The sequence below is a fragment of the Flavobacterium sp. genome, from assembly GCF_043780635.1.
Classification (GTDB): Bacteria; Bacteroidota; Bacteroidia; order Flavobacteriales; family Flavobacteriaceae; genus Flavobacterium.
This window is the reverse complement of the sequence record NZ_JAYWCK010000165.1, coordinates 1-17,029: the sequence shown is the minus strand read 5'-3', so window position 1 is coordinate 17,029 and position 17,029 is coordinate 1. Positions and strand designations below refer to the sequence as shown.

The following is a 17,029-nucleotide window of genomic DNA, read 5'->3' as shown; positions in this document are numbered from 1 at the left end:
CAGCATTAACTTTGGTGCAATTCATCAATAAATTTATTTTTGAAAGACCAATAAACAATATTAAAACACAAATAATTTAATTGCACCCAACGGGTTATTTTATTAATGATGAAGAACTTCTTCACCTTCTTTCATTGGAACGTTTTGTGGTACAAAATCCTCATCGTGAGCAGGATTGCTGTAATCATAAGGCCAACGATAAACTTCAGGAAGCTCTCCAGGCCAGTTTCCGTGAATATGTTCAACAGGAGCTGTCCATTCTAATGTATTTGATCTCCAAGGGTTTTGAACCGTTCTTTTTCCGTAAAAAATACTGCTAAAGAAGTTATACAAGAAAACCAATTGAAATATACCACCAATTAAAGCAAAAGTTGTTATAAGCACGTTAACATTTTGCAAATCGTCAAATAAAGGGAAGTTTGTATTGGTATAGTAACGTCTTGGCAATCCTGCTAAACCGATAAAGTGCATTGGAAAAAATACTCCATAAGCACAAACTGCAGTTACCCAAAAGTGAACATATCCAAGATTTTTATTCAACATTCTTCCGAACATTTTTGGAAACCAGTGATAAATACCCGCAAACATTCCGTAAAGTGCAGAAATACCCATTACCAAGTGGAAGTGTGCAACCACAAAATAAGTATCGTGAACATTAATATCTAAAGTGCTATCTCCAAGAATAATTCCTGTTAGACCACCTGTGATAAATGTAGAAACCAATCCAATCGAGAACAACATTGCAGGATTCAATTGCAAGTTTCCTTTCCAAAGAGTCGTAATATAGTTAAATGCTTTTACAGCCGAAGGAATCGCAATCAATAAAGTGGTAAATGTAAATACAGACCCCAAAAATGGATTCATACCCGAAATAAACATATGGTGACCCCAAACTATGGTTGATAAAAATGCGATTGCCAATATGGACATAATCATCGCTCTGTATCCAAAAATAGGTTTACGAGAGTTAGTTGCAATAATTTCTGATGTAATACCCAAAGCTGGTAATATTACAATATAAACTTCAGGATGTCCCAAGAACCAAAATAAATGTTCGAACAAAACTGGTGAACCTCCTTGATAATGCAATACTTCTCCAGCGATATAAATATCAGATAAGAAGAATGAAGTTCCAAAGCTTCTGTCAAAAATCAACAATAAAGCTGCAGATAACAAAACCGGGAAAGAAACTACCCCAATAATTGCCGTTACAAAGAAAGCCCAAATAGTAAGAGGCAATCTTGTCATAGACATTCCTTTTGTTCTAAGATTGATTACGGTTACAATATAATTTAATGAACCCATCAATGAAGCCGCAATAAATATTGCCATAGAAACTAACCAAAGAGTCATCCCTGCTCCAGAACCTGGAATAGCTTGTGGCAATGCACTCAATGGCGGATAAATTGTCCAACCTGCTGATGCTGGTCCAGCTTCAACAAATAATGAACTAAGCATAACAACACTAGACAAAAAGAATAACCAATAGGAAATCATATTCAAAAATCCTGATGCCATATCTCGTGCTCCAATTTGCAGTGGAATCAGTAAATTACTAAAAGTACCGCTTAAACCTGCCGTTAAAACAAAGAAAACCATTATGGTTCCGTGAATCGTAACCAATGCTAAATAAATATCATTTGCCATAACTCCATTTGGAGCAAATTTATCACCCAATAATACATTGAATATTTTAAATGATTGTTCTGGCCAAGCCAATTGCATTCTAAAAAGCATTGACATCATTACACCAACTATTCCCATAACAATACCAGTAATCAAGTATTGTTTAGCAATCATTTTGTGATCTATACTAAAAATATATTTAGTTATAAAAGTGTCTTTATGGTGGTGTTCGTGTTCGTGTCCGTTATCGAGAACTTCTGCTGACATATCTGTTTACTTTAAATTTATCTTAATAATTATTTCATGGCAATTTTAGCAATAGCCGCAGTATCTTTTGTTTTTGTAGAGTCGGCACCTACTCCGCCTTCAACAGGTTTAGGCGCATTAGCCGTTTTCACTTCCTGAACCAATGTTAGCTTATCGCTTAACCATTTTTTATAATCTTCAGGAGTATCAACTACTACTTTCATTTGCATGTTATAATGAGAAGCTCCACAAATTTTATTACAAAGCAATAGGAAATCAAAAGTATAAGGATCAAGAGCTGTTTCACCTTTGGCCACAAGTTCAATGCTTTTCTTCGCTCTTATTGCATTTATATTAGCCACTTTTTCAATCATATAAGGCAAATCTCTATATTCTGCCGATGTATAAATGGGTTCGAAAGCAAATTCTGTAACCATACCTGGAACACAATTCATTTGTGCTCTAAAATAAGGGAAATAAGCAGAATGCAAAACATCTTGTGAACGAAATTTGAAATGTATCTTTTTGCCTTTTGGAATATGCAATTCAGAAACTACGATATCATCCTGAGCATTTGGATCTGACAAATCAACACCAAGTGTATTTACACCTTCAATTAATCTAACATTGGCTTTACCAAGAACATTATCGGCACCAGAATATCTTGCAGTCCATTTAAACTGTTGCGCATATACTTCGATTTCAATTGTGTCCTCATTTTCATCAACAAACATAATATTTGTCCAGGCATAAAGTCCGAAAAGAATTAACACGGCCAAAACAACAGCAGGAATTCCACTCCAAATAACTTCCAATTTAGTGCTATCAGAAAAGAACAATGCCTTTTGGTCTTTTTTACCTCTATATTTAAAAGCAAAATAATGCAATAATACTTGCGTAATAGCCTGAACTATAAAAATTAAAATCCAGGTAACATTCATTAAATTATCAATATCAGCTCCGTGTTTTGAAGCTGGAGTGTGTAAAACTAAAGGTCCCCATTTAAACAATCCGTAAATTGAAAAAATATAAATGAATGCCAAAAAGCCAAACATCAAATACCCTTGGGTATTATTATCATCATCATTAGCTATCTGTGAAGTATCACTTTCTACACCGACCTGAGTTAAATCGAATATCTTAGTCAACTGCCATAATGCAATAGCCAAAAGAACTAAAACTATAATTACCAACAAACTTGTCATCTATTTTCTTTTAAATATTAATAATGAAAATGTTTACTTTCTTCAATAAATGGATTTCTTTTTGGCAAAAGCGGCGCTTTTGTCAATGCTGTGAAAACAACATAAATAAACAATCCAAGGAAGAAAAGAACGGATGCAATTTCTGAAACTCCAATAAACCATTGGTCTCCTACTGTTCCAGGCATAATCATATTGAAGAAATCAATATAGTGTCCAAATAATATTACTGAACCAGCCATTATAAGCACCCAAGTAATTCTTTTGAAATCTGTATTGATCAAAATCAAAATTGGGAAAACAAAATTCATAACTACAGCACCAAAAAATGGAAGATTATATAGTTGTATTCTTGTAACGAAGTAAGTTACTTCCTCAGGAATATCAGCATACCAAATCAACATAAATTGTGAGAACCATAAGTAAGTCCAGAAAACGCTAAAACCAAACATAAATTTAGCTAAATCGTGAATATGACTTGTGTTTACATGTTCTAAATATCCTTTTGATTTTAAATACAATGTGATTAAACAAATTGTAGTAATCGCACTTACAAAGAAACTAGCAAAAACATACCATCCAAATAAGGTACTAAACCAGTGTGGGTCGATTGACATAATCCAGTCCCAAGACATAATTGATTCTGTTACAATAAAAAACACTAAGAATCCAGCAGACATTTTGAAGTTCTTTTTATAGAAACTGTCGTCTTTTGCTTCATCTTGCGCCAAACAATTTTTTCTTGAAAAATATCTGTAAAGATTCCATCCGATTAAGAATACGGCTGCTCTTATAATCCAAAAAGGAAAGTTTAAGTAACTCGCTTTATTTGCAATAATTTTATCTTCGGCAACAACACTTGGATCTAACCAGATAAATAAATGATTAAAATGTAGCCCTGAAAGGATTAAAAATATAAAAAACAAAACAGATCCTACTGGCAAATAAGCAGTTATTCCTTGCATCACTCTAAACAAAACTGGAGACCAACCTGCTTGAGCCACTTGTTGAATAGCATAAAATGCCAAAACACCAAGAGAAATCAGCATAAAGAAAATACAGGCAACATATAATGCAGACCAAGGTTTGTTTTGCAATTGGTTCAAAACGTGTTCTAAATGTTCTTTGTGTTCAGCATCAGCGCTTACTTTATTTTCTCCAGCTGCAGCATGTGCTTCAGTAGAAGATTTAGAAACCTCATGACTACCGTGAGCATCTGAAGCAAGAATTGCCTCAACTTCTTGAATATCTTTGGGTGCAGATATAAAACCATATCCAATTCCTAAAAGACCAATAGCCATTAAGATGAGAGAAAATGTTTTTAATTTACTTGAAAATGTATACATATCTATTACGATGAGTTTGTTCTACAATTATAATTTGCTTTTTAATTCTAACACATAAGCCGCAACTAACCAACGCTCTTTTTTGCTCAACTGATTGGAATGTGAACCCATTAAATTAAGACCATAGGTTTCAACATGAAAAATGCTGCCTTCGTTTATTACTCGGTCTTTATAATTAGGCACACCCAAGAATTTTCCTTGAGTAACAAGTTTTCCTTGTCCATTACCCGATTCTCCATGACAAATCATACAATAAATTCCGAAAAGTTCTTTTCCTTTATCTTTATCTTTTTGAGAAAGTTCTCCAAGAGGTGATTTCAAATTTGCTGCTTTTACAGCAATTAAAGCTTCAGGAGTATTAGGATACTCATAAACTTCAAAACCTCTGTTTATGGTTCCTTCAACTGGAAGTTGTCCTTCTTTACCACCCTTAAAAACATCAGCTTGAGAATAAGTATTGTAACTTATTGGCTCATACATATTAGGCATGTATTGATAATTTGGTTTCAAATCATCTTTACAAGATGAAACCAAAATAGTAATACCTACTAAAAGTGTTATTTTATATATGCTTTTCATATCCGCTATTAATGCTTTTCTATTACTTTAACTTCTACTGCTCCTGTATTTTCGAAAAAAGAAACAAGCTCTTTTTCGTTATCGTTTACCGCAACTTCCATTAAGAAATGGTCATCCGTTGTACGAACATCTGGATTTTCGGCTTCTTTAAATGGCCACAATCTACTTCTCATATAAAATGTAATAACCATTAAGTGAGCTGCAAAAAATACGGTTTCTTCAAACATAATTGGCACGAAAGCCGGCATGTTTTCTACATAACTAAAGCTTGGTTTACCACCAATGTCTTGTGGCCAATCCTGAATCATAATATAATTCATCATCCAAGTTCCAAAAGACAATCCGCACAATCCATAGATAAAAGAACAAATAGCTATTCTTGTTGGCGCAAGTCCCATTGCTTTATCCAATCCGTGAACCGGAAATGGAGTAAAAACTTCTTCGATATGATGATGTGCTGCACGTGTTTTCTTTACGGCATCCATCAATATATCATCGTCATTATAAATGGCGTGTATTACTTTATTACTCATGGTGTGAATCTTTATTTGCTGCTCTTGCTTTTATAAAATTATCTCCAGTTCCTTTCAAAATTGTTTTTACCTCTGCCTGAGCTATCACTGGGAATGTTCTGGCGTATAACAAAAATAATACAAAGAAGAAACCTATTGTTCCAATGAAAGTTCCAATATCAACAAATGTTGGTGAGAACATTGTCCAAGATGAAGGAAGGTAATCTCTGTGTAACGAAGTTACGATAATTACAAATCTTTCGAACCACATTCCAATGTTAACAACAATTGAGATTATGAAAGAGAACATAATACTAGTTCTTAATTTTTTGAACCACATAAACTGTGGAGAAAATACGTTGCAAGTCATCATCGACCAATAAGCCCACCAGTAAGGTCCGGTAGCTCTATTTAAGAATGCATATTGTTCGTATTCAACTCCTGAGTACCAAGCAACAAATAGTTCCGTGATATAGGCAACACCTACGATAGAACCTGTAATCATAATTACAATGTTCATTAATTCGATATGTTGAACAGTGATGTAAGCTTCAAGATGAGACACTTTTCTCATAATAATAAGCAAGGTGTTTACCATTGCAAATCCCGAGAAAACCGCTCCAGCAACAAAGTACGGAGGAAAAATTGTAGTATGCCATCCTGGTATAACCGAGGTAGCAAAGTCCATAGATACAATTGTGTGCACAGAAAGTACAAGTGGTGTTGCCAAACCTGCAAGAACTAAGGAAACTTCCTCAAAACGTTGCCAGTCTTTTGCTCTACCGCTCCAACCAAAACTCAATATAGAGTAAACTCTTTTGTTGAAAGGTGTAACTGCTCTGTCTCTAAGCATTGCAAAATCAGGCAACAAACCTGTCCACCAGAAAACCAATGATACAGAAAGGTAAGTAGAGATTGCAAATACGTCCCAAAGTAAAGGCGAGTTAAAGTTTACCCAAAGAGAACCAAATTGATTCGGAATTGGTAAAACCCAATAGGCTAACCAAGGACGACCCATGTGGATGATTGGAAATAAACCCGCTTGAATTACAGAGAAAATTGTCATGGCTTCTGCAGAACGGTTAATAGCCATTCTCCATCTTTGACGGAATAATAAAAGTACTGCTGAAATCAAAGTTCCTGCGTGACCAATACCAACCCACCAAACGAAGTTAGTAATATCCCAAGCCCAACCTACAGTTTTGTTTAATCCCCATGTTCCAATACCAGTAGAAACGGTGTAAACTATACAGCCCAATCCCCAAAGGAATGCTGTTAATGCGATTGAAAATACAATCCACCATTGCTTGTTGGCCTTCCCTTCAACAGGTGCAGCAACATCTACTGTTACATCGTGATAAGATTTATCACCTATGATTAAAGGTTTTCTAATGGGTGCGTCGTATATATGAGACATAATCCTTTAAATTGATTTTTAATTTATCTTAAGTATTTCTAACTTTAACATGATAGATAACATTTGGTTTTGTACCAACATGCTCTAATAAATGATACATTCTTTCGTCTTCTACCAACTTGGCAACTTGACTTTCTTTATCATTAATATCACCAAAAACCATCGCTCCAGTATTACAAGCACTAGAACAAGCCGTTTGGAATTCTCCGTCAACAATAACTCTTCCTTCGTTTTTGGCTGCAAGTATAGTGGCTTGTGTTTTTTGAATACACATAGAACATTTTTCCATAACTCCACGAGAACGTACACTTACATCTGGATTCAATACCATACGACCTAAATCATCATTCATATGGAAATCAAATTCACTGTTTTTATTATATAAGAACCAGTTGAAACGACGTACTTTATATGGACAGTTATTTGCACAGTAACGAGTACCAACACATCTGTTATAAGCCATATGGTTTTGACCTTGACGGCTATGTGATGTTGCTGCAACCGGACAAACTGTTTCACAAGGTGCGTGATTACAATGTTGACACATTACGGGTTGAAAAGAAACTTGTGGATTATCTGATGCGTGTTCCATTTCATTAAAAGTAGAAAGCGAACTTGATAAACCGGCGATATTTTCTTTTCTTTCATTGTCTCCTGCAAAAGTCTCTTCAGAAGAATAATATCTGTCAATACGCAACCAGTGCATATCACGACTTCTTCTGATTTCAGATTTACCAACAACAGGAACATTATTCTCAGCGTGACAAGCAATAACACAAGCACCACAACCTGTACAAGCATTCAAATCGATTGAAAGGTTAAAATGATGTCCTACTGAACGATCAAATGAATCCCATAAATCTACTGTTGTCGCTCTTACTTCTTTGTGATCCAATGAAACCATTGGTTGTTCATTCCAAAATTCTGCATCTTTGGTGTTGAATATTTCTAAAGTAGTTTCTTTAATAATATCGCCTCTTCCCATCAACGTTTTTTGACCTTGAACACAAGCAAACTCGTGATCACCATCAACTTTTGTCAATGTTACAGATTGTACATTGTTTAAACCTTTATATAATGAGTAAGCATTTAAACCTACTTGCATTTCTTCTTTTAAAGCGGCGCTTTTACCATAACCTAAAGCTAAACCAACAGTCCCAATAGCTTGTCCTGGCTGAACAATTACCGGAACGTTTTCTAATACAACTCCATCAGCTGTTTTGATAGTGGCATAACTTCCGTTCAAACCACCATTAGCAACGATTTCGTTTGATAAAAGTAAAAGCTTGGCATCAGCATTCGAAACAGTAACATAATTATCCCAAGAAACTCTTGTGATTGGATCTGGAAACTCTTGCAACCAAGGATTGTTTGCTTGTTGACCATCTCCTAAACCAGTTTTTGTATAGATATTTAATTCTAAACTTGGAGCCGCTTTTGATTGTGCCAATGCATTTGCCGCAGCAGCATAATCAGCTGAACCTGCAGAAACTGAAGGTATTGTTCCAACAAAAATTCCGTCGTGCAATACTTGATTCCACGTTGAACCTGCAATAATTGATGCTGAACTTGCTTTTAAATAATCGTAATAAGTACCAGGAATTCCATTCAAAGACAATAAAGCTTCTTGAAATTGTTTGGTATTAAACAAAGGACGAATAGTTGGTTGAGTCAAACCATACGTTCCTTTTGTGATGCTTACATCTCCCCAAGATTCTAAATAGTGAGGCGCAGCAGCTGCAATTGTTGTTATTGAAGCTGTTTCGTCTTCTCTCAAAGAGAATGAAGCCGAAAGACTTACTTTTTTCAAACCTTCAACAAAATCTTTTGAATTTGGTAAAGTATAAGCAGGATTAACACCACTCATAATCAAAGTATGAACGGTTCCTGCTTTCATAGCTGCAACTAATTGAGCTACTTTTTCGCTAGATCCTTTTCTGATTTGTCTTGTTCCAATAGTTGAAAAAGATTCACTTGCTAATGCTTGATTGATGGCTAATACCAATAATTGAGCATTTTTATCTTGAATTCCAGAAACCAAAACTCCTTTGCTTCCGGCAGCTTTTAACTGCTGAGCAGCTTTAGTAACTTCAGCTTTGAATTTTGCATCCAACGTTACCAGAACCGAAGCTCCAACAACTGTATTATATATAAGGACTAATGCTTGCTTTTGATTTGCAGTTGACATTGCAACACGTTTATCGGCAGCAGCACCGGATAAAGTCATATTCGCTTCCAATTGGAAATGACGAGAAATCTTTTGACTTCCTTTTGGTCCTTGAGGTATTCTTCCTTTTGCATAACCTGAGTCATAGCTTCCACCTTGCCAATCTCCAAGGAAATCTGCACCAACAGAAACAATTACAGAAGCTTTTGAAAAGTCGTAATCAACCAAAGCTCTTTCGCCGTATACAGTTTCGAATGCATCTAAAGCTTCTGATTCAGAAACAGCATCATAAACTATGTGTGTTGCGTTTGCATTTTTAGCAAGAAATTCAGCAATCAACTTTTCAGTTGATGGACTCGCTAATGTATTGGTTAAAAGAACTACTTGTCCTCCTTTTGCTTTGGCTTCAGCCAAACTTGATTTTATTTTTGAATCAACATCAATCCAAGTTGCAGGTTTCCCGGCAATTTTTGGCTCTTTCAAACGCATACTATCATATAAAGATAATATGGATGCGTGGATTCTGGCATTTGCCGCAAATTTTGCGCCTGCCATTTTGTTATTGTCTATTTTGATAGGACGCCCTTCACGAGTTTTTACTAAAAGGTTAGCAAAATCGAAACCATCAAAAACCGAAGTTGCATAATAATCTGCAATACCAGGGATAATTTGTTCTGGTTGCACTACATAAGGTATCGACAAATGTACGGGTCCTTCGCAAGCAGCAAGTGTGGCTGCCGCTGTAGTAAATCCAACGTACTTTAAAAAATCACGACGTGTTGTTGATGAAGCTGACAATGCACCTTCATTTCCCAAGAATTCATCCGTAGGAATCTCTTCAACAAATTCGTTATTTTTAAGCGCCTCAACAATAGAACTATTTCCGTCTAGTTCTTCAACACTTTTCCAGTATTTTTTGTTTGATGACATATTCTATATAAATATTAGCTTCTTAATTATTATTCTTAATAGTGACATTTACCACATTCCAATCCACCCATTTGTGCTGCAGTCAACTTGTCTACACCATATTTTTTGGAAAGTTGTTCGTGAATTTTGGTATAATAGTCGTTTCCTTCCATTTTAACTTCTGTCTTTCTGTGACAATCAATACACCATTTCATAGTCACTGGAGCAAATTGTTTTTGAACTTCGTAAGTTTGAACTGGACCGTGACAAGTCTGGCAAGCAACTCCGGCAACAGTTACGTGTTGAGAGTGATTGAAGTAAACAAAACTTTGCAAGTTATGAATACGAACCCATTTTACAGGCTGTGTAATTCCAGTATATTTTTGATTGACTTTATCCCAACCCACAGCTTTGTATAATTTATCAATTTCTTTATCGTAAAAAGCTTTAGAATACTCAGGTGTTGCAGTTGTATCAGAAACCTCTGCAATATTTTTATGACAGTTCATACAAACATTTAAGGAAGGAATTCCAGCATTTTTACTTACACGAGCAGCAGAGTGACAATAGTTACAGTTAATTCCGTTGCTTCCAGCGTGTATTTTATGTGAATAATGAATTGGTTGTACTGGCGCATAATTTTGATCAACGCCAATTTGCATTAAATATCCGTAAACAAAAAACGCACTAGCCAATAATAAGAATATGGAAGTAACCAATACTAAAAATTGATTTTTCGCAAATGCTTTCCATATTGGTATAGTTGGTTCTTTTGGTGCAACATTGATTCCGTTTGCCGCAGCTACTTTTCTTAGAACATTGTTTACTAAAAACAACATCACAATAAGTATTGCCATTACTAAAGATAATGCGCCCAAAATAATGTCATTTGAAATTCCCCCTGTGCCAGCTTCATTTCCAGGAACTTTTGCTCCAGCTGCTGGAGCTGCGGCAACTGCTTTAGGCTCCATTGTGTAGGCAATAACATTATCAATGTCAGCTTCCGATAATGCCGGAAAAGGAGTCATCGGAACCTTGTTGTTTTCTTCAAAAACTTTTACGGCTTGAGCATCACCCGATTTTATTAAATCGCCACTATTGTGAATCCATTTATAAAGCCACGCTTTTTCATACTTAGCGCCTACACCTCTAAGAGCAGGTCCTGTTGCTTTTGCATCCAATTTGTGACAAGCTGCACAATTTGTATTAAAAATCTCTTTCCCTTTTACAGGATCGCCACCTTGCATAACTGCTGGAGCTCCTGTTGCCGCTACTGGTGTTGCAGATGCTGCCGGAGCCGCTTCTGCTGCACCTTGTGCATAAGAAGTTAACGATAAGGTTAGCATTAATGCTAAACTTAAATATAATTTCCTTGTAATCGAACTATGGTTACCCATCTTTTTCATATAGTATAGTAATTATCTACAATATTGATATGATTTTTTTCAAATATAAAATATGATAAAAATCACTTTTTCTTTAAAATATTCGACAAAAATACACTTTAAGAACTATTCTCAAAACCTTAAAATAGTCTTAAATATAATTTATATTCATTCTAAATAAAATCAACGCCTTTGTTTAACATATTAAATATTACTTTTGTTTTTAAACAATCACATTATGAGAATTCTATCAAATAGAAAATTCGTTTTCTACTCCCTTTTATTAAGCTTTTCGTCTTGCTATATAATTGCACAAAATCAAAATAGCGGCCTTAGTCAAGACCCAAAATTTGAACAACTGTTAAATGAAAAAAGAAAGATAAATCCTTCGCTTACCGTAAACGATTCTTATAAAATTCAAATTTATAATGGCGGAAGTGAAAATGCAAAAAAGACATTAAACGAGTTTAAGCAGGAGTTTGCAGCCATTGATGCCACAATTGTTTTTAACACTCCTAATTATAAAGTTTGGGTGGGGAATTTCAGAACCCGCATTGAAGCCGAAAGGAATTTGGCTGACATTAAAGACAGATACAAAAATGTGCTTTTGATAAAACCGAGTAGGTAAAATCGCTCATTAAAAAACATAAAAAAACCGTTAACTAACGGTTTTTTTGGCTAGATTTTTCTTTTAGGAAATTTAGAATATCCAAGAATCATCATCTGGAAAATCTTATTCAGAATCTTGATAGACATAATCGTCTTCAATTTCATTAAAATCATTACCTGGACTATCTACAGGATTTTCTGCTTCTTTTTCTAAGTCTTCTTCATCGATATCATCATCTTCATCTTCTTCAGGATCTTTTGGATTTATAAAATCATCCTCAGTTTTAAAGTTTTGATTTTTAGATATCTTATTCGCTGGTTTATTTTTGATTTGTTTTTCTTCAGTATTCATAATATTAAATTTAAAAATTTATACATTACAAATTTAAGAATGATAACAAAAGAATCTATTATAGAATTTTGAAATTTAATTCCATAATTTACAGTTATAAATTTAATTTTCAAACAATTAATGATACTCCAAATATGAGAAGCTGGAACTAGCTTTCTAGAGTTAATATATCATATCTAGGATATTTGGGATATTCTATTTTGGACTTTCAATTACAACTACTTTGTGAGTTGCTCGAAAAACCTTTTCAATATATCTAACTTTATCTGTAGGTTTTGATCTAATTAATGTATCAATAGACACGTGGTCATTTATTAAACCATCAATATAATGGACCCCGATAGCGCGGATTTGCAATCCGTGCAAATTCCATTTGTAGATTAAACAAATCTAGTGAAATTTAAATCATTTCAGGAAAACAATAGCATTCCAAAAAACAAAAAAATCCCGATTGCTCTGGATTTCTTAAAAATATATCAAAATTTTATTTCAATTTCTTTTTGACTGCTACTTCTTGGAAAGCTTCGATAACGTCTCTTTCTTCGATGTCGTTGTAGTTTTTGATTTGGATACCACAATCATAGCCTTTAGCTACTTCCTTGACATCATCTTTGAAACGTTTCAGTGCCAATAGTTCTCCGGTAAAGACAACTACGCCATCACGAATGATTCTGATTTTGGCATTTCTGGCGATTTTTCCGTCCATAACCATACAACCTGCAATAGAACCCACTTTCGAGATTTTGAATATCTCTCTGATTTCGGCAGTTCCCAGAATTTCTTCTTTCATTTCCGGTGCAAGCATTCCTTCCATTGCATCTTTCAAGTCGTCGATAGCGGCGTAAATGATAGAATAATAACGGATGTCAATTTCTTCTTTGTCGGCTAATTGTCTTGCATTTCCTGCAGGACGAACATTAAATCCGATAATGATTGCATCTGAAGCAGAAGCTAACATTACGTCAGTTTCAGTAATCGCTCCAACACCTTTATGTATTATATTGATTTGAATTTCCTCGGTAGATAATTTAGAGAACGAATCAGACAAGGCTTCAACAGAACCATCCACGTCACCTTTAAGGATGATGTTTAATTCTTTAAATTGACCCAATGCAATTCTACGTCCAATTTCATCCAAGGTAATATGTCGTTGTGTACGAACAGATTGTTCACGCATTAATTGAGAACGTTTTGAAGCAATTTGTTTGGCTTCTTTTTCGTCTTCAAAAACGTTGAATTTGTCACCCGCTGTTGCTGCACCATCTAATCCCAATACAGATACCGGAGTCGAAGGACCTGCTACGGTCACAATATTTCCTCTTTCATCGTGCATGGCTTTTATTTTACCATGATGTTTTCCAGCCAACATATAATCCCCAATTCTTAAGGTCCCGTGTTGTACTAATATGGTAGAAACGTATCCTTTTCCTTTATCCAAAAATGCTTCTACAACAGTTCCTTGTGCCGCTTTATTTGGATTGGATTTTAAATCCAAAATTTCCGCTTCTAATAAAACTTTTTCTAATAAATCTTTCACTCCTGTTCCTACTTTCGCTGAAATATCGTGAGATTGAATTTTTCCACCCCAATCTTCGACAAGTAAATTCATCCCTGCTAATTTTTCTTTGATTTTTTCAGGGTTGGCATTTGGCTTATCAATTTTATTGATTGCAAAAATAATAGGAACTCCAGCAGCCTGAGCGTGAGAAATTGCCTCTTTGGTTTGTGGCATGATGTCATCATCAGCGGCAACTACAATAATTGCAATATCTGTAACCTGAGCACCACGAGCACGCATTGCGGTAAACGCTTCGTGACCTGGTGTATCAAGGAAAGCTATTTTTTGCCCGTCATCTAAAGTCACTCCGTAAGCACCAATGTGCTGTGTAATTCCTCCAGATTCACCAGCGATAACATTTTCTTTACGAATATAATCCAGTAAAGATGTTTTACCATGATCCACGTGACCCATTACGGTTACGATAGGCGCTCTAAAAACTAAATCTTCTTCTTTGTCTGGTACAACTTGAATGGCCTCTTCAATATCAACTGTGATAAATTCAACTTCATATCCAAATTCATCAGCAACAATTGTCAATGTTTCTGCATCAAGACGCTGATTTTGAGTAACCATGATACCTAATGACATACACGTACCAATAACTTTAGTAATTGGCACATCCATCATGATTGCAATTTCCCCTACAGTAACAAACTCAGTAACTTTAATAGTTTTACTTCCTTCGTCAATAGCTCTTTGCTCATCATCAGATTTCTGACGGTGTGTATCTCTTTTGTCTCTTCTATATTTAGCTGCTTTCGATTTACCACCTTTTCCTTGCAGTTTCTCTAAAGTCTCTCTAATTTGATTTTTAACTTCTTCTTCTGTTGGCTCAACTTTAGCAACAATTGCTGGTCTGGCGCCTTTTACAAAACCAGGTCTTGCACCTCTGTTGGCATTAAATCCTCCACCTCCAGCATTAGGAGTAATTTTATTAGGATTAGGCGCACCCGGAACTCCAGGAGTTGCTGGTGGTCTTGGAGCTCCAGGTTTTGGAGCAATCCTTTTTCTTTTATTTTTATTGGCATTACTAGCCGAACTTCCAGGAGCACTAGGTTTGTTTGGAGTAATTTTAGGGTCTTCTTTTTTCTTTTTAGGCTTATTAAACTGAGATAAATCGATAGTTTGACCTGTCAATGTAGCGCCGGATAATTTTGTGTATTTAGTTGTGATAGATTCCTCTACAGGAGCTTCTGGAACTACAGGAACTTCTTTTTTAGCGGGTGCAACTTCTTTTTTGATTTCCTTTATCTCTGCAACAGGCTTAGCCTCTTTTTTGTCTGAAACCGCTTTTTCTTGTACAACTTCTTCTTTTTGAACAGTTTCTTTTATGACTGGCTTCTCTTGAGGAACTTTAGCAACTGGAGTTTCAATTTTTTCAACAACTGGCGCTGGTGTTGGTGTAGGAGTTACAACTGCTTTTTTTGGATTAAGATCAATGTTTCCAACGTGAACAGGTCCTGTAACATTGCCTTTAGCTTTAATAACTTCTTGGCTTTTTAACCGTTCTTCATCATGTTTACGTTTATCCTCGATTTCTTTTTCTCGTTCAATACGTAAAGCTTCTTTCTCTTTTCTTTTCTCTTCTCCTACTTCCTTTGAAGCTTCTTTATTCCCCTTGTCGCCAGCAAATTGATTTTGCAGGATATTAAATTCCGCTTCAGAAATTTTTGTGTTTGGGTTTGATTCAACAACAATCCCTTTATCTTTTAGATAATCCACAGCTCTTTCTAAAGAAATATTCAATTCCCTTAAAACTTTGTTTATTCTAATAACTTTCTCTTCTGACATAAAACCTTTTTAATATTACCTTCTTTATTGTTCCTCACACTAACTCTCAGTAGGAGAGGAAAAATAAGGTTTAAAATTTATTTTTTAAAGAATTGACTAGCTATCAAATTCTTCTTTTAGTATTCTCATTACATCCAGAATCGTTTCCTCTTCTAGGTCAGTTCTTCTAACCAAATCATTCACATCTTGTTTCAAAATACTTTTTGCAGTATCTAAACCAATTTTAGCAAACTCTTCGATAACCCATTCTTCAATTTCATCTGAAAACTCCGTTAATTCAACATCGTCTTCATCTGCAGCAGCACCGGCAACATCTCCTTCACGAATAACGTCAAGTTCATAACCAGTTAATTGACCTGCCAATTTAATATTGTGTCCACCTCTACCAATTGCTTTAGAAACTTCTTCTAATTTCAAGAAAACTTCAGCTCTTTTTGTTTCTTCATTAATCTTGATTGAAGAAACTTTTGCTGGGCTTAATGCTCTTGTAATATACAATTGAATATTGCTGGTGTAATTGATTACGTCAATGTTTTCGTTTCCTAATTCACGAACAATGCCGTGAATACGTGAACCTTTCATTCCTACACAAGCACCAACTGGATCAATTCTGTCATCATAAGAATCTACAGCTACTTTTGCTTTTTCACCTGGAATTCTCACTACATTTTTCACCATAATCAATCCGTCGAAAACTTCTGGAATTTCTTGTTCGAATAATTTTTCCAAGAACTTTTCTGAAGTTCTGGACATAATTATTTGAGGTTTATTTCCTTTCAATTCAACGCTTTCGATGATTCCACGAACATTATCTCCTTTACGGAAAAAGTCAGATGGTATTTGTTTTTCTTTTGGCAAAATAATTTCGTTTCCTTCATCGTCTATCAAAATAACGACTCTAGGACGAACATGGTGTACTTCGGCAGTGTAAATTTCGCCAATTAAATCTTTAAATTGTTTGTAAAGATTTGTATTGTCATGTTCATGAATTTTGGAAATTAAGTTTTGGCGTAAAGCCAAAATAGCTCTTCTTCCTAAATCGATTAACTTCACTTCTTCTGAAACTTCTTCTCCAATTTCGAAATCGGGTTCGATTTTTCTTGCTTCGGTTAATGTAATTTCTTCATTTTCTAAATCTAAATCATCATCAGCAACGATAACTCTTCTTCTCCAGATTTCCATATCACCTTTATCAGGGTTGATAATAATGTCAAAATTATCATCTGAACCAAATTTTTTCTTCAATGCATTTCTAAATACATCTTCTAATATCGCCATAAGCGTTACACGATCAATAAGTTTATCGTCTTTAAACTCTGAAAATGAA

At 35.0% G+C, this 17,029-nt stretch carries 12 protein-coding genes; 1 reads left to right on the top strand and 11 read right to left on the bottom strand.

Going from position 1 to position 17,029, the window contains the following annotated elements; all coding sequences use genetic code 11:
• Window positions 1-102: 102 nt before the first annotated feature.
• The 8 genes from ACH2BV_RS14955 to ACH2BV_RS14920 are packed head-to-tail and all read right to left on the bottom strand — an operon-like array spanning window position 103 to window position 11,410.
• Window positions 103-1,893, bottom strand: coding sequence for a cbb3-type cytochrome c oxidase subunit I (locus ACH2BV_RS14955; protein ID WP_395051586.1), 1,791 nt, complete (start codon window positions 1,891-1,893; stop codon window positions 103-105).
• 29 nt (window positions 1,894-1,922) lie between these two features.
• Window positions 1,923-3,077, bottom strand: a complete 1,155-nt coding sequence (locus ACH2BV_RS14950; protein WP_395051585.1) for a cytochrome c oxidase subunit II — start codon at window positions 3,075-3,077, stop codon at window positions 1,923-1,925.
• Between the two features lie 17 nt (window positions 3,078-3,094).
• Window positions 3,095-4,420 carry a quinol:cytochrome C oxidoreductase gene (locus tag ACH2BV_RS14945; protein WP_395051584.1) on the bottom strand — a complete coding sequence of 442 codons (1,326 nt, stop codon included), beginning with the start codon at window positions 4,418-4,420 and terminating at the stop codon, window positions 3,095-3,097.
• 27 nt (window positions 4,421-4,447) lie between these two features.
• The gene (locus ACH2BV_RS14940) at window positions 4,448-4,999 is read right to left on the bottom strand and encodes a c-type cytochrome (protein ID WP_395051583.1); all 552 of its coding nucleotides are present in this window, start codon (window positions 4,997-4,999) and stop codon (window positions 4,448-4,450) included.
• A gap of 8 nt (window positions 5,000-5,007) precedes the next feature.
• Window positions 5,008-5,532: a DUF3341 domain-containing protein gene (locus tag ACH2BV_RS14935; protein WP_395051582.1), complete on the bottom strand. Its 525-nt coding sequence runs from the start codon at window positions 5,530-5,532 to the stop codon at window positions 5,008-5,010.
• A complete protein-coding gene (gene nrfD, locus ACH2BV_RS14930) occupies window positions 5,525-6,928 on the bottom strand; it encodes an NrfD/PsrC family molybdoenzyme membrane anchor subunit (protein ID WP_395051581.1) in 1,404 nt (467 codons plus the stop codon). The genes ACH2BV_RS14935 and nrfD overlap by 8 nt, the downstream gene beginning before the upstream one ends.
• Window positions 6,929-6,956: 28 nt before the next feature.
• Complete coding sequence (locus tag ACH2BV_RS14925) at window positions 6,957-10,025, bottom strand: TAT-variant-translocated molybdopterin oxidoreductase (RefSeq protein WP_395051580.1); 3,069 nt, start codon at window positions 10,023-10,025, stop codon at window positions 6,957-6,959.
• Window positions 10,026-10,060: 35 nt separating this feature from the next.
• Window positions 10,061-11,410, bottom strand: a complete 1,350-nt coding sequence (locus tag ACH2BV_RS14920) for a c-type cytochrome (protein WP_395051579.1) — start codon at window positions 11,408-11,410, stop codon at window positions 10,061-10,063.
• Between the two features lie 217 nt (window positions 11,411-11,627).
• Between ACH2BV_RS14920 and ACH2BV_RS14915 the strand changes: the two genes are divergently transcribed.
• Window positions 11,628-12,017, top strand: a complete 390-nt coding sequence (locus ACH2BV_RS14915; protein WP_395051578.1) for an SPOR domain-containing protein — start codon at window positions 11,628-11,630, stop codon at window positions 12,015-12,017.
• Window positions 12,018-12,122: 105 nt separating this feature from the next.
• Here ACH2BV_RS14915 and ACH2BV_RS14910 read toward each other — a convergent pair whose 3' ends face one another.
• The 3 genes from ACH2BV_RS14910 to nusA form a co-directional block, all read right to left on the bottom strand.
• A complete protein-coding gene (locus tag ACH2BV_RS14910; RefSeq protein ID WP_395051577.1) occupies window positions 12,123-12,350 on the bottom strand; it encodes a hypothetical protein in 228 nt (75 codons plus the stop codon).
• Between the two features lie 484 nt (window positions 12,351-12,834).
• Window positions 12,835-15,702, bottom strand: coding sequence for a translation initiation factor IF-2 (gene infB, locus ACH2BV_RS14905; RefSeq protein ID WP_395051576.1), 2,868 nt, complete (start codon window positions 15,700-15,702; stop codon window positions 12,835-12,837).
• Window positions 15,703-15,798: 96 nt separating this feature from the next.
• A partial coding sequence (gene nusA / locus ACH2BV_RS14900) for a transcription termination factor NusA (protein ID WP_395051575.1) occupies window positions 15,799-17,029 on the bottom strand: 1,231 nt, incomplete at its 5' end.

Bases quoted from the DNA above. Each gene is read 5' to 3' on its own strand.
- ACH2BV_RS14955 (WP_395051586.1), bottom strand. From the start codon at position 1,893: ATGTCAGCAGAAGTTCTCGATAACGGACACGAACACGAACACCACCAT.
- ACH2BV_RS14950 (WP_395051585.1), bottom strand. From the start codon at position 3,077: ATGACAAGTTTGTTGGTAATTATAGTTTTAGTTCTTTTGGCTATTGCA.
- ACH2BV_RS14945 (WP_395051584.1), bottom strand. From the start codon at position 4,420: ATGTATACATTTTCAAGTAAATTAAAAACATTTTCTCTCATCTTAATG.
- ACH2BV_RS14940 (WP_395051583.1), bottom strand. From the start codon at position 4,999: ATGAAAAGCATATATAAAATAACACTTTTAGTAGGTATTACTATTTTG.
- ACH2BV_RS14935 (WP_395051582.1), bottom strand. From the start codon at position 5,532: ATGAGTAATAAAGTAATACACGCCATTTATAATGACGATGATATATTG.
- nrfD (WP_395051581.1), bottom strand. From the start codon at position 6,928: ATGTCTCATATATACGACGCACCCATTAGAAAACCTTTAATCATAGGT.
- ACH2BV_RS14925 (WP_395051580.1), bottom strand. From the start codon at position 10,025: ATGTCATCAAACAAAAAATACTGGAAAAGTGTTGAAGAACTAGACGGA.
- ACH2BV_RS14920 (WP_395051579.1), bottom strand. From the start codon at position 11,410: ATGAAAAAGATGGGTAACCATAGTTCGATTACAAGGAAATTATATTTA.
- ACH2BV_RS14915 (WP_395051578.1), top strand. From the start codon at position 11,628: ATGAGAATTCTATCAAATAGAAAATTCGTTTTCTACTCCCTTTTATTA.
- ACH2BV_RS14910 (WP_395051577.1), bottom strand. From the start codon at position 12,350: ATGAATACTGAAGAAAAACAAATCAAAAATAAACCAGCGAATAAGATA.
- infB (WP_395051576.1), bottom strand. From the start codon at position 15,702: ATGTCAGAAGAGAAAGTTATTAGAATAAACAAAGTTTTAAGGGAATTG.